The organism is Kitasatospora sp. DSM 101779, assembly GCF_025655475.1.
Lineage (GTDB): Bacteria > Actinomycetota > Actinomycetes > Streptomycetales > Streptomycetaceae > Kitasatospora.
The window spans coordinates 5,297,053-5,310,028 of record NZ_JAHTIK010000001.1 but is presented as its reverse complement, the minus strand read 5'-3'; the positions used below and the strand labels follow the sequence as shown (position 1 = coordinate 5,310,028).

Annotated in this window: 8 protein-coding genes and 2 tRNA genes; 5 read left to right on the top strand and 5 right to left on the bottom strand. The window is 74.1% G+C overall.

Features of this window, described 5'->3' with window-relative positions; genetic code table 11:
- Positions 1–22: 22 nt before the first annotated feature.
- Complete coding sequence (locus KSNIM_RS24230) at positions 23–3,238, top strand: S41 family peptidase (protein ID WP_263105258.1); 3,216 nt, start codon at positions 23–25, stop codon at positions 3,236–3,238.
- Positions 3,239–3,323: 85 nt separating this feature from the next.
- Here KSNIM_RS24230 and KSNIM_RS24225 read toward each other — a convergent pair whose 3' ends face one another.
- Positions 3,324–3,530: a hypothetical protein gene (locus KSNIM_RS24225; protein WP_263105257.1), complete on the bottom strand. Its 207-nt coding sequence runs from the start codon at positions 3,528–3,530 to the stop codon at positions 3,324–3,326.
- A gap of 120 nt (positions 3,531–3,650) precedes the next feature.
- Positions 3,651–5,702, bottom strand: coding sequence for a phosphocholine-specific phospholipase C (locus tag KSNIM_RS24220; RefSeq protein WP_263105256.1), 2,052 nt, complete (start codon positions 5,700–5,702; stop codon positions 3,651–3,653).
- Between the two features lie 185 nt (positions 5,703–5,887).
- Here KSNIM_RS24220 and KSNIM_RS24215 point away from each other — a divergent pair, with 185 nt between their 5' ends.
- Complete coding sequence (locus tag KSNIM_RS24215; protein WP_263105255.1) at positions 5,888–6,544, top strand: NAD(P)H-binding protein; 657 nt, start codon at positions 5,888–5,890, stop codon at positions 6,542–6,544.
- A gap of 25 nt (positions 6,545–6,569) precedes the next feature.
- Here the strand turns inward: KSNIM_RS24215 and KSNIM_RS24210 are convergent, their stop codons facing one another.
- Both KSNIM_RS24210 and KSNIM_RS24205 read right to left on the bottom strand, forming a co-directional pair.
- Positions 6,570–7,220: a pentapeptide repeat-containing protein gene (locus tag KSNIM_RS24210; protein WP_263105254.1), complete on the bottom strand. Its 651-nt coding sequence runs from the start codon at positions 7,218–7,220 to the stop codon at positions 6,570–6,572.
- A 130-nt stretch (positions 7,221–7,350) separates the two neighbouring features.
- Positions 7,351–8,574 carry a low temperature requirement protein A gene (locus tag KSNIM_RS24205; RefSeq protein WP_263105253.1) on the bottom strand — a complete coding sequence of 408 codons (1,224 nt, stop codon included), beginning with the start codon at positions 8,572–8,574 and terminating at the stop codon, positions 7,351–7,353.
- 476 nt (positions 8,575–9,050) lie between these two features.
- Between KSNIM_RS24205 and KSNIM_RS24200 the strand changes: the two genes are divergently transcribed.
- Together KSNIM_RS24200 and KSNIM_RS24195 are read left to right on the top strand one after the other, a co-directional pair.
- Positions 9,051–9,124, top strand: a tRNA-Lys gene (locus KSNIM_RS24200).
- Between the two features lie 132 nt (positions 9,125–9,256).
- Positions 9,257–9,330: transfer RNA gene (locus tag KSNIM_RS24195), tRNA-Lys, on the top strand.
- A gap of 103 nt (positions 9,331–9,433) precedes the next feature.
- Here the strand turns inward: KSNIM_RS24195 and KSNIM_RS24190 are convergent.
- Positions 9,434–10,258: a hypothetical protein gene (locus tag KSNIM_RS24190; RefSeq protein WP_263105252.1), complete on the bottom strand. Its 825-nt coding sequence runs from the start codon at positions 10,256–10,258 to the stop codon at positions 9,434–9,436.
- Positions 10,259–10,500: 242 nt separating this feature from the next.
- Between KSNIM_RS24190 and KSNIM_RS24185 the strand changes: the two genes are divergently transcribed.
- A complete protein-coding gene (locus KSNIM_RS24185; RefSeq protein ID WP_263105251.1) occupies positions 10,501–12,900 on the top strand; it encodes a transglycosylase domain-containing protein in 2,400 nt (799 codons plus the stop codon).
- Positions 12,901–12,976: the final 76 nt, after the last annotated feature.

Below are 12,976 nucleotides of genomic sequence, written 5' to 3'. Positions count from 1 at the left end.
CGGGCGGCCGAACCATGGAGAAGTGTCCGGATATCTCAGGTACCCCCACGTTCGCGGTGATCTGCTCACCTTCACCGCGGAGGACGACGTGTGGGTGGCACCGCTGCACCCGGACGGCAGCGTCGGACGCGCCTGGCGGGTGAGCTGCGACCGCGTCCGGGTCAGCCACCCCCGGCTCTCCCCCGACGGCCGCACCGTCGCCTGGACCAGCTGGCAGGCGCTCACGCCCGAGGTCTGGACGGCCCCCGTGGACGGCGGCGAGGCCGTCCGGCTCACCTTCTGGGGCAGCCACGACACCCGGGTCCGCGGCTGGCTGCCCAACGGCCAGGTCCTCGCCGTGACCTCGTACCACGAGCCCTTCGCCCACTACACCTGGGCGTACGCGCTGCCGCCGGACGGCGCCCCCGGCCGCCGGATGCCCTGGGGGCCGGTCAACGACGCCCAGGTCGGGCTGGAGCACACCGTGCTGCTGACCTCGGCCGCACCGCACGGCCCGGCCTCCTGGAAGCGCTACCGCGGCGGCGCCACCGGCCGGCTCTGGCTCGACCACGGCGAGCTGCTGCCCGGCCACACCGGGCACCTCGCCTCACCGATGCCGGTCGGCGAGCCGGACGACCCGCGGATCGCCTTCCTCTCCGACCACGAGGGCGTCGGCAACCTCTACTCCTGCCGCCCCGACGGCTCCGACCTGCGCCGGCACACCGATCACGCCTCCTACTACGCCCGCGAGGCGGCCTCGGACGGCACCCGGATCGTCTACCAGCACGCCGGCGACCTCTGGCTGCTGGACGGCCTGGACTCGCCCGCCCCGCACCGCCTCGACGTCCCGCTCGGCGGCGCCCGGGCCGGCCGCCGCCCGTACCAGGTGTCGGCGGCGCTGAACGTCAAGGACCTGGTCTGCGACCCGACCGGCCGGGCCGGCGTGGTCAACATCCGCGGCAGCCTGTACTGGCTCACCCACCGCGAGGGCCCGGCCCGGGTGCTCGCCGACACGCCGGGGGTGCGGACCCGGCTGCCGGTGCTGCCCGCCTTCGGCGGCCACGTCGCCTGGATCACCGACGCCGAGGGCGAGGACGCCGTCGAGATCGCCCCGCTGCCGTCCCGCGGCAGCGACGGCGGCCCGTCCCGCCGGATCGCCGCGGGCCGCATCGGACACGTCCAGGAGCTGTCCGCCGCCCCCGACGGCCGCCATCTCGCGGTGGCCACCTCGGACGGGCGGCTGCTGCTGGTCGCCACCGAGGGCGGGGACGTCCGCGAGGTGGCGTCCTCGCAGTTCGGGCCGGTCAGCAGCCCCGCCTTCTCCCCGGACTCGCAGTGGCTCACCTGGTCGCAGCCGGTCGCCGGGCGGTCGCTGCGGGCGATCCGGCTGACCCGGGTGGACACCGCCGAGCGGATCGTGGACGTCACCGGCGGCCGGTTCGAGGACGAGCACCCCGTCTTCACCCGGGACGGCCGCTTCCTGGTCTTCCTCTCCTGGCGCGGCTTCGACCCGGTGCACGACGTGCACACCGGCGACATGTCCTTCCCGCTCGGCTGCCGCCCGTACCTCGTCCCGCTCTCCGCGGAGACGCCGTCCCCGTTCGCCGCCCCGGTGGAGGGCCGCCCCGCGGTCGGGCTGGACCCGGACGAGGCCACCGGCGACGGCACCGTCACCGTCGACCAGGACGGCCTCACCAAGCGGCTGGTGCCCTTCCCGGTCACCGCGTCCAAGTACTCGGCGACCGCGCCCGTCCGCGGCGGGGTGCTCTGGCTGCGCTGGCCGATCTCCGGCGCCCTCGGCCAGACCTTCGCCAGCCCCACCGACACCTCCGGCAAGCCCTCGCTGGAGTACTTCGACCTGGCCCACGGCACCCGCTCGACCGTCGCCGACCAGCTGGACGGATTCTCGGTCTCCGGCGACGGCGGTTCCGTCCTGGTGTTCTCCGCCGGCGTGCTCAAGCTCCACCCGCTGCCGCTCGGCTCCCCGATCACCGTCGACCTGCGGCGGATCACCCACATCGTGCACCCCGCCGCCGAGTGGCGGCAGGCCTACCACGAGGCCGCCCGGATCGTCCGCGACCAGTTCTGGGACGAGGACATGTGCGGCCTGGACTGGCCCGAGCTGGTCGCCCAGTACGAGCCGCTGCTGGAGCGGATCGCCGGCCCCGACGACTTCGCCGACCTGCTGCGCGAGCTGCTCGGCGAACTCGGCACCTCGCACGCCTACGTCACGCCCTCGCGGCGCGGCGAGGGCCCGCAGCTGCTCCAGCAGCCGCTCGGCCTGCTCGGCGCGAACGCGCACCGCGACCCGGACGGCCGCTGGCTGGTCGACCGGATCCTGCCCGGGGAGTCCTCCGACCCGCGGGCCCGGGCGCCGCTGGCCGGCTTCGGCATCCAGAACGGCGACGAGCTGATCGCCGTCGACGGCCGGCCGCCGGACCCGGTGCGCGGCCCGGGCCCGCTGCTGGCCGGCACCGGCGGCACCACCGTCGAACTCACCCTGCGCTGCAAGGACTCCGGCCGGATCCGGCGGATCGCCGTCACCCCGCTCACCGACGAACGGCCGATCCGCTACCAGGACTGGGTGGTGAAACGCCGCAAGCTGGTCCGCGAACTCAGCGACGGCCGGTGCGGCTACCTGCACATCCCGGACCTCGGCGGATCCGGCTGGGCCCAGTTCAACCGCGACCTGCGCAGCGAGCTGGCCAAGCCGGCGCTGATCCTGGACGTCCGCGGCAACGCCGGCGGCAACGTCTCCGAACTCGTCCTGGAGAAGCTGAACCGCCGGGTGCTGGCCTGGGACTTCACCCGCGGACGGCACCCGGTGCGCTGGCCCAGGGACGCGCCGCGCGGCCCGCTGGTCGCCCTGGCCGACCACGCCACCAGCTCCGACGGCGATGTGATCATCGCCGCCATCAAGCTGCTCGGGCTCGGCCCGGTGGTCGGCACCCGCACCTGGGGCGGCGTGGTCGGGATGACCGGCCGGCACGTGCTCGGCGACGGCACCCAGATCTCGGTGCCCAAGAACGCGTCCTGGTTCACCGAGGGCATCGGCTGGTCGGTGGAGAACCACGGCGTCGAACCGGACGTGGAGGTGCTGCGCACCCCGCACAGCTGGGCCCGCGGCGAGCACACCGACCTGGCGGCCGCGGTCGAGCTGGTCATGGAGCGGCTGGCGGAGCACCCCGCGGCCGTGCCGCCGCCGGGCAGCACGCCCCGGCCCGACCTGCGGCGTCCGCCGCTGCCGCCGCGCAGCTGACGGGGCGCGGGACAGAGCGCACACGGAGGGGCACGGCCGGCGGCCGTGCCCCTCGGGTGCGGATCGGTGTTCGCGGTCGGGTCGGTCAGTCCCAGGGATCGCCCTCGGCGGTCATGTCGGCCGCCGCGCGGCGGTCGTCCTCCATCTGCTCGGCCTGGTGCTGGGCTTCCATGCGGCTCTTCTCGGCGGTGTCGCCGAAGGCGTCGGCGGCCTCGTCGTGGGCGAGCGCCGCGCGCCCGGCCGGGTCGCCCGACTCGTGCGCCTTGTGCCGGAACCTGTCGAAGATGCCCATGTCTTCCTCCTCGCGTGCAGTCCGACCCGGGCTCCCTCACTGTCACACTACGCCGCGGGGCATGCCACCGGGAGCGCCAGCACCGCAGGCGGCGGAACGGGCGGGTGTCCCCCGTTCGGCTCAGCCGGAGACGCTGGCGGCGCCGGTCTCCAGGTGGCCGGTGAACCGCTGCGACCAGGTCGGGTCCGAGTCCACCGTCACCGTGAAGTCGTACCAGCCGTTGTTGTAGGCCACCGCGTTGAAGAAGTCCGAGGCGGTGCCGCCGGCCGGGACGGTGTACGTCCACGGTCCGTCGGTGCGGTAGTTGGTGGAGGTGACGGTGAAGGTGACCGGCGCGGTGGCGGTGTTGGCGAAGGCGAACCAGAGCGCCAGCCTGCCGGTGGTCGGGGCGTTGGCGTACGAGGCGGTGACCGAGACCAGCTTGCCGGGCTTGGTGGCGTCGCCCTTGAAGCGGCGCAGGAAGCGGTTCGGGCCCACCACGCTCAGGTCGTACGGGCCGCCGCCGAAGCCGGTACCGCAGTTGAAGAAGTCGCTGGTGGAGCCGCCGCCGTCGACGGTGTACTGCCAGGGGCCGCCGCTGCGGTAGGCGTTGGCGTAGGCCGCGAGGTGCGCGGCCCCGGTGGCGCCCGGGTTGGCCATCGCGATCCACACCTTCATCACGCCGCCGGAGCCGAACTCCAGGTGGTCGAGGTTGGCGTTGGGCTGGTAGGGCAGCGCGCGCGCCGGGCGGGTGCCGGGCTCCTGCTGGGGCAGCTTGTTGTCGACCGGCGCCGGGTTGGGCAGCGGGCCGCAGGCAGCGAGGCCGATGGTGGCGTCGGTGTTGGGCAGCGCGGGCAGCCCGTACACCGGATTGGCGAAGTCGAACATGCCGGTGAGGTCGCCGCAGACCTTGCGCCGCCAGGCGCTGATGTTGGGGCAGGTGGCGGGCCTGCCGATGGCGGCCGTCCACCTCTCCAGGAAGCGCAGCACCGAGGTGTGGTCGGAGACCTCGGAGCTGACCCAGCCGCCGCGGGTCCACGGGGATATCGCGATCAGCGGGACACGGAAGCCGAGGCCGATGTTGGTGCCGTTGTAGAACTCGCCGGCGGTGCCGGCCGGGGCCGCCGGCGGCGGGACGTGGTCGAAGAAGCCGTCGTTCTCGTCGTAGTTGAGGAGGAGGACGGTGGAGTCGAAGACGTCCGGGTCCGCGTGGAGCGCGTCCATCACCATGTGCACGAAGTGCGCGCCGTCGGCCGGGGTGGCGTACGGGTGCTCGGAGGAGGCCTGGTCGGGGACGATCCAGGAGACCTGCGGCAGGGTGCCGGCCACCACGTCGGCGCGGATCGCGGCGGCGATGTCGTCCGGGGTCTTCCCGGTCTTCTTCGGGACGGATCCCATGCCCTTGACCGCCAGCGGGCTGCCGGCCGGGGCGGAGCTGAACTGGGTGAAGTAGGCGAGGGCGTTGTCACCGTAGTTGTCGGCGGCGTTCTGGTAGACCTTCCAGGTCACGCCGGCCGCCTCCAGCGCCTCGGCGTAGGTCTGCCAGCGCAGGCCGGACTCGTCGCCGCCGTCGTAGGCCGGGCCGCCCGCGGTGCCGGCCGGGTCGATCATGCCGGACCAGTGGTAGGTGCGGTTGGGGCCGGTGGCGCTCAGCACCGAGCAGAAGTACGCGTCGTTGACCGTCCAGTTGTCGGCCAGCGCGTAGTGGAAGGGGATGTCGGCGCGGGTCAGGTAGCCCAGCGTGCGGACGTTGCCCTTGGCGGAGACCCAGGAGTCGAGCTTGCCGCCGTTCCACGCCTTGTGCTGGTCGGACCAGGCGTGCGACAGGTCGCCGTTGCACTGGGCGAGGCGCTCCGGGTCCGCGCCGCCGGCCGGCTTGGTGGCGCTGAACTGCCACGGGTACTGGCGGCCCAGTCCGTTCGGCTGGTTGAAGACGCTGTAGCCGCCGGCGATCTGGACGGCGCTGCGGTCCGCGAAGCCCCGGACGCCCTTCAGCGTGCCGAAGTAGTGGTCGAAGCTGCGGTTCTCCTGCATCAGGATCACGATGTGCCGGGCGTCGGCGATCGTGCCGGTCGTGCTGAGGCCGGCCGCCGAGGCCCGGGTGGTGCCGCCCAGCGCGGTGGAGGCCACCGCGGCTCCCGCCGCGGCGCTCGCCGACAACGCCATGAATTTCCTGCGACTCAGCTCAGCCATCGGGCCGCCGTCCCTTCGGTGATGATGTCCGGTGATGTTGTATGAACACGTTGCCGTGCCATCGGTCGCGGAGAATCGTCACGCAGGGCGGGGCGCCATGGCCATGGCCGTGCCGGAAGTTTGACGGACTGTTCGCCGCCGCGTCGCCCGGCGGACGGACGGTGAACGGGGATAACGTGGTGGGCATGCGCATCGTCATCGCCGGTGGACACGGCCAGATCGCCCTCCACCTGGAACAGCTGCTGGCCGACCGCGGGGACACTCCGGTGGGACTCGTCCGGCGCGCCGAACACGCCGACGACCTGCGGCAGCGCGGCGCCGAACCGGTCCTCTTCGACCTGGAGGCCGGGGACGCGAAGACTCTCGCCGATGTCCTGGAGGGGGCCGATGCGGTGGTGTTCGCGGCCGGCGCCGGGCCGGGCAGCGGCGCCGCCCGCAAGGACACCGTCGACCGCGCGGCCGCCGTCCTGCTCGCCGACGCCGCCGAACTGGCACACGTCCGCCGCTACCTGATGATCTCCTCGATGGGCGCGGACGCCGCCGCACCGGACGGCCCGGACCCGGTGTTCGGCGCCTACCTGCGCGCCAAGGGCGCCGCCGACGACGACCTGCGGCGGCGCACCGCCCTGGACTGGACGGTGCTGCGGCCCGGCCCGCTCACCAACGCGCCGCCCACCGGCCTCGTCCGGCTCGGCGAGCACATCGAAAGCGGCCCGGTGCCGCGGGCGGACGTGGCGGCGGTGCTGGCCGCCCTGCTGACCGAGCCCGCACCGGCGGTCGGCCGGACGCTGGAGCTGACGTCGGGCGACCGCACGATCGCCGAGGCGCTCGCCGCGCTCTGAGCGTCCCGGCGCCCTGAGGGGCCGCTCAGTCCTTGACGGTGATGCCGAGGGCCTGGGCGAAGAGCGGGGCCAGATCGAACAACTGGCCGGTGTTCAGGACGGCACCGGAGAGGCCGAGGTGGGCGTCGGGCAGGCCCAGCGCGGCCGCTCCGCGCAGGTCCACCTTCGCCATCCGGGCGCCGGCGAACCGGACGCCGTCCAGGGTGGAGCCCGGCACCGACACCGAGGTCAGCTTCGCCTCGCCGAGGTCGACGTCGCGCAGCAGGCAGTCCTCGAAGACGACGTCCCGCAGGACGGCGCCGCGCAGGTTGACCGCCTCCAGCTTGCAGCCGCGCAGCACCACCCGGCGCAGCGCCGAGCCGTACCAGGAGATCCCGGCGAGCACCGAGCCGAGGAGCGTCGCGTCCTGCCACTCGCTCTCGGCGAGGTCGGTGCCGACCAGCCGGCAGCCCTGCAGCCAGACGTCGTTGAAGCGGGCATCGCGCAGACCGGTGCCGTCCAGCTCGACCCCGGTGAAGGCGCACTCCAGGAAGCCCGCGCCGAGCGCCCGGCCCTCGTACGTGCCGCCGTCGAAGTGCACCGTGTCGTAGCGCTCGTCGCCGTACAGCCGGCCGGTGTGCGGGCTCAGCAGCTCGGCGTACGGAAGGTCGGCGAGCTGCTCGGGAACGGCTGGCATGGCGGAAGGCCGATCTGTGCGGGGACGGACTGCTGGCGCCATCCTGGCAGCCGCCACCGACAGCCGCGGCGCCCGGCGGCCGGGCGGCCCGGGCGGCGGAGCACGGGGCCGAACCGCGCATCACGCCGCTTCAGGCGGGGCGGCGGTCGAGACGGCGGGACCGCAGGGCGATGCCGACGGCCACGGCGGCGGCGGCGACCAGGCCGGCCGCGAGGACGGCGTCGCGGCCGAGCGCGGTGCAGGCGAGCACGGCTACCGCGGCGGCCGGCAGCACCGTCTGCTCGGCACCCTGCTTGAAGTGCCGGGACTGCAGCAGCCAGACGGCGAACAGGTAGAGCGCGGCCGGCACGGTCACCGCCGCGGCGGCGGCGGCCGCCCCGATGTGCGCCCGGTGCACGGAGTACTCCACCGTCACCTCCAGACCGGCGCCGATCGCGGCCGCCGAGCCGAGCAGCAGGTAGTGCCCGTAGCCCCAGAGGAACGCCTGCCGGTTGGAGCGGAGCCGCCCGTGCACGGGTTCGGCGAAGTAGATCCACCAGGCGGCGAAGCAGAGAAGGACGCCGCCGGCGGCGATCGGCAGCAGGTCGTCGATCGCCTCGTGCTCGTCCAGCGCGGTCTGCACGGCGAGGGTGGCGGCGGCGACCGTCTCGCCGAGCACGATCAGGGTGAACAGGCCGTACCGCTCGGCGATGTGGTGCGGGTGCCAGGTCGTCTGCGCGCTGCGCTCGGCCAGCACCGGCACCGCCAGCTCGGCCAGGATGCCGAGTGGGATCACGTACGGGTAGGCGCCGTGCGGGACGAGCAGGATCAGCCCCCAGCCGATCTGGCAGAGGGTGATGCCGAGGGCGTAGCGCAGCGCGACGGTGCGGGCCGCGCCGGTCTCGCAGGCGGCAGCGCGCAGCCACTGGGTGACCATGGCGAAGCGCATCAGCACGTAGCCGACCACCGAGAGAACCAGGTCCTGGTCCTGGAACATCCGGGGCACCCCGGCCGCGAGCACCAGCACGCCGGTGATCTGCACCAGGGTGGTGAGGCGGTACGGGACGTCGTCGACGTCGTACGCGGAGGCGAACCAGGTGAAGTTCATCCAGGCCCACCAGATCGCGAAGAACACGAACAGGTAGCGCGCGACGCCGGTGGCGGCGTGACCCTCGGCGAGGGCGTGCGCGAGCTGCACCCCGACCTGGGCGACGGCGACCACGAAGCAGAGGTCGAAGAAGAGCTCCAGCGGCGTGGCGGTGCGGTGCGGTTCGCTGCGGGAGCGCGGGGCCATCCGCCGCACCGGACGGGTGTGCTGGAGGTGGGCGGGGGTGCCGGCCGCCGCGGTCGGCGGCCCGTCCGCTTCGCTGGTCATGGTGCCGCCTTCGGGGAGTCCGGACCGGGTTCTCCCCCGTGATCCTGGCATTCCCGCAGGCCGAGCGCACGCATCCGGGGAGACGGCACCTCCGCACGCTCCGCCGTCAACCCCCGGCTGACGCCGGAGTGCGCGAACCGGGTGACAGGACGGCGCGGCGCGGCGTGTGCCCGTCGAGGTGTCCCGTTCTCTCCCGGTTCGCCCGCTAGATTCCCTGGCGACTGGAACGACGACATGGGCGGTCTGCGGGCAACGCGGAAGGTCAAGGCGGAGGGCGGAACACGGGGGCGGTCTCTCCGCACGGCCCCGCGCGCCGCACCCGCCTCGTGATCACCGCGCTGCCTGCCGGCGCGCGGTCGCCGCTGCACGGTCGTCGCCGGGTGGCCGTCAGGGCGGCCGGCCGCGACACCTGGTGACCGGGCCGTCACGATTTCCGTTCCGCCCGCCGCGGCGTGTAGTGTTCCGCAGGTCAGCAGGCGCCGCTAGCTCAGTTGGTTAGAGCAGCTGACTCTTAATCAGCGGGTCCGGGGTTCGAGTCCCTGGCGGCGCACAGACGGTCGAAGGCCCCTCGCGGAAGCGAGGGGCCTTCGGCGTTCCCGGCACGGCCGCGGCCGCGGGCGGGGCCGGCTGCGGGTGGTGCGGGGCACCGCTGTGGACCGTGTATTGTTTTCCACGTCAGCAGGCGCCGCTAGCTCAGTTGGTTAGAGCAGCTGACTCTTAATCAGCGGGTCCGGGGTTCGAGTCCCTGGCGGCGCACAGACGGTCGAAGGCCCCTCGCGGAAGCGGGGGGCCTTCGGCGTTCCCGGCACGGCCGCCCGGCACTGCCCGGACCTGCGGGGAGTCCCCGGCACGGCACGGGTCAGCGGCGCAGCAGCCGGTGCAGGGAGTCCTTCACCGCGGCCGTGAAGGACTCGCGCTGCCCGTCCTCCAGGAGGTCGAGCGAGAGGTACGGGTTGAGGTCCTCCAGCTCGACCAGCAGCAGTTCCCCGTCGGCGGTGCGGCAGGCGTCGACGCGCTGGATGCCGTGGTCGATGGTGTTCCAGTCCACGAAGTGCCGGGCGAAGGCGAGGTCCGCCGGGCTCGGGCGGTACGGCGCGAGCTGCCAGCGGACGTCCTTGTCGGGCGTGTACAGGGCGTACTGGAACTCCCGGTCGACGAAGTAGAAGGACACCTCGTAGCGGAAGTCGATCCGGGGCTGGAGGAGCATCCCGCCGGCGGCGGCGATCGCGGCGATCCGGTCCGGGCCGACGATCTCCAGGCCGATGGAGTCGGCGCCGAGCTTCGGCTTGGCCACGTACGCCGCCACGTCGGGGAGGCGGTCCAGGTCGCCCGGGGCCTCCGCGGTCGGGATGACCGGGTGGCCGCCGGCCGACAGGTCGAGCAGGTACTGCTTCCCGGCCATGTCCGCACGGCCGGTCAGCTCGTTGAACACACGGGTGCCGCGCTGCAGCGCCTCGGCCCGGAAGGCGTCGTACTGCTCCTGGTAGTGCAGTACCGGGCCGCTGTTGCGCACCACGACGCCGTCGAAGGAGTCCATCAGACCGGCCGCATCCAGCGGGTGGCACAGGGCGACGGCGAAGTCGGTGCGCAGCGCGGCGGAGAGGTGGGTGTCCTCGTCTCCGTAGCGCCGGCCGCGGGCCGGGTAGGTGAGGTCGGTCACGTACAGGATGCTCGGGCGGGCCATGGTGCTCCTCGTGCGGGCGGGTCCGGGCACCCTACCTGCCCGTATGTGGCGGGGCTGCGGGCGAGGAGGGCGCCGCGGCGGCACCGGCGGGCCGGCGGGTCGGCCGCCGCGAGGTGAGGGAACGGTAAGGAAAAATGGGACATAAGTCCCTAACGGCTGACAAGTCGATCAGGCAGGGTGGGACGGTCCATGCCGTCCGACGGGTGAGCGACCTTTGCGGGGCTCGCAGGAAGGGAACTCCGGTGCCCCGTACTTCGCAGCAGAGCGGTTCCGGCGCGCCCCGCGGGCGGTGGTTCGGCCGCCGGACGACGCAGCGGCGCAGCGGCTGGCGGCGGCTGGTCCCGACCTGGCGGACCGCGCTGGCCGGCTCGGTGGCGGCGGTACTGTTCGCGGTCGGCCTGTTCGCGCTGGGGCTGACCCTGGTGCAGGTGCCGGACGCGCACGCCGCCGCGACGGCGCAGAGCAACACCTGGCTGTACTCCGACGGCACACTGATCGCCCGGACCGGGCAGACCAACCGGCAGAACGTGCCGCTCGACCGGATCTCCCCCGCCGCCCGGCACGCGGCGCTGGCCGCCGAGGACCGCAACTTCTACCACGAGGGCGCCGTCAACCTGCAGGGCCTGACCCGGGCCGCGTTCAACACCGCGACCGGCAAGGCCACCCAGGGCGGCTCGACGATCACCCAGCAGTACGTCAAGAACACCTACCTCAGCCAGAAGCAGAGCGTCACCCGCAAGGTGAAGGAGCTCTTCATCGCGATCAAGGTGGACGCGACCGAGAGCAAGGACGACGTCCTCGCCGGGTACCTGAACACCGCGTACTACGGCCGCGGCGCCTACGGCATCCAGGCCGCCGCGCAGGCCTACTTCGGCATCGACGCGGACCGGCTGGACGCCGCCCAGGGCGCCTACCTGGCGGCGCTGCTGAACGCGCCCAGCGCGTACGACGTCGCCACCGCCACCCCGCAGGGCAGGCAGAACGCGACGAACCGCTGGAACTACGTGCTGGACGGCATGGTGCAGGAGCACTGGCTGTCCGCCGAGCAGCGGGCGGCCACCGCCTTCCCCGAGGTGGAGCAGCCCAAGAGCGCACCCGGCCTCTCCGGGCAGGCCGGCTACCTGGTGGCCGCCGCCACCGACTACCTGACCTCGCAGCACGTCCTGAGCGACGCCCAGCTCGCCCAGGGCGGCTACACCGTCACCCTCAGCGTGGACGCCGAGCGGGAGCGGCAGCTGCGGGCCGCCGTGCGCAGCCAGCTCACCGACAACCTCGACCCTGCGAAGCGCAAGAAGGACGCCGACGCCCAGGCCGGCGCCGTCTCGCTGGACCCGAGGACCGGGGCGGTGCTCGCGCTGTACGGCGGCAGCGACGCCACCGAGCACTGGATCGACAACGCGACCCGGCAGGACTACCAGGCGGGCTCCACCTTCAAGGCGATCGCGCTGGCCGCAGCGCTGGACAGCGGGGCCCGCACCCAGGCCGGCCGCCGGATCACCGCCGACACCGTCTACGACGGCACCAGCGGGCGGTCCGTCCGCGGCGGCACCGGCACTCCGTACGCCCCGCCGAACGAGGGCGGCAAGGACTACGGGCAGATCACCCTCCAGCAGGCCACCGACTGGTCGGTCAACTCGGTCTACGCGCAGCTCGCGCAGGACACCGGGCTGGAGACCGTCCGGAGGACGGCCGTCGCGATGGGCCTGCCCGCCGACACCCCGGGGCTGGCCGCGGTGCCGTCCATCCCGCTCGGCGCGGCCACCCCCAGCGTGCTGCAGATGGCCGGGGCGTACGCGGCGCTCGACAACGACGGCAAGCAGATCACCCCGTGGCTGGTGAAGTCCGTCGGGGTGGAGGGCGAGCAGGTGCCGCTGCCGGCGCACAGCACCACCCAGGCGGTCAGCCCGGAGGCGGCCCGGGCCGCCACCGCCATGCTGCAGGGCGTCGTCGACGACCCGGGCGGCACCGGCTGGCGGGCGGGCGCCCTGAACCGGCCGGTCGCGGGCAAGACCGGCACCACGGACAACTCCCGGTCGGTCTGGTTCGTCGGCTACACGCCCGAGCTGGTGACGGCCGTCGGGCTGTTCGGCCAGGACCCGGCCACCGGGGCCCAGGTCACCCTGGACGGGGTCGGCGGTACCGGCGAGGCCGCGGGCGGCCGCTACCCGACGCTGATCTGGACCGCCTACATGAAGGCGGCGCTGGCCGGCGAGCCGGTCTCCGACTTCCCGGCGCCGAAGCAGGTGCGCACCCGGCCGGCCGAGCCGTCGCCGACCGGCAGCGCCTCCGCCTCCCCGTCCACCGCCCCGTCCTCGCCGGCCGCCAGTGCGCCGGCGGAGGACGCCGCCACCGAGCGGCCGGAGCGCCCCTGGGCGTCGAAAGGCGCCACCGTGCCGGGCGCGGGCCGCCCCGGCACCGGGGCCGGTTCCTCGGGCGGCGGGACGGACTCGGGCAGCACCGGCGGCGGGGGCGGCCTGTTCGGCTACGGCTCGGGCACCGGGACGGGGTCCGGCTCCGGCGGGACGGGGTCCGGTTCCGGGAGCGGCTCGGGCTCGGGCGGCTCGGGCTCGGGCGGCTCGGGCTCGGGCGGGACGACCGCCGGCAGCGGCGGGACGGGTACGACGACGGGCACCCGGGGGTAGCCCGGCCAGAGCGGCGGCGGGGGCGCCGGCCGGAGCGGCAGCGGGGGGCGCCCGGGCCGGCCAGGGGTGTCGTCCC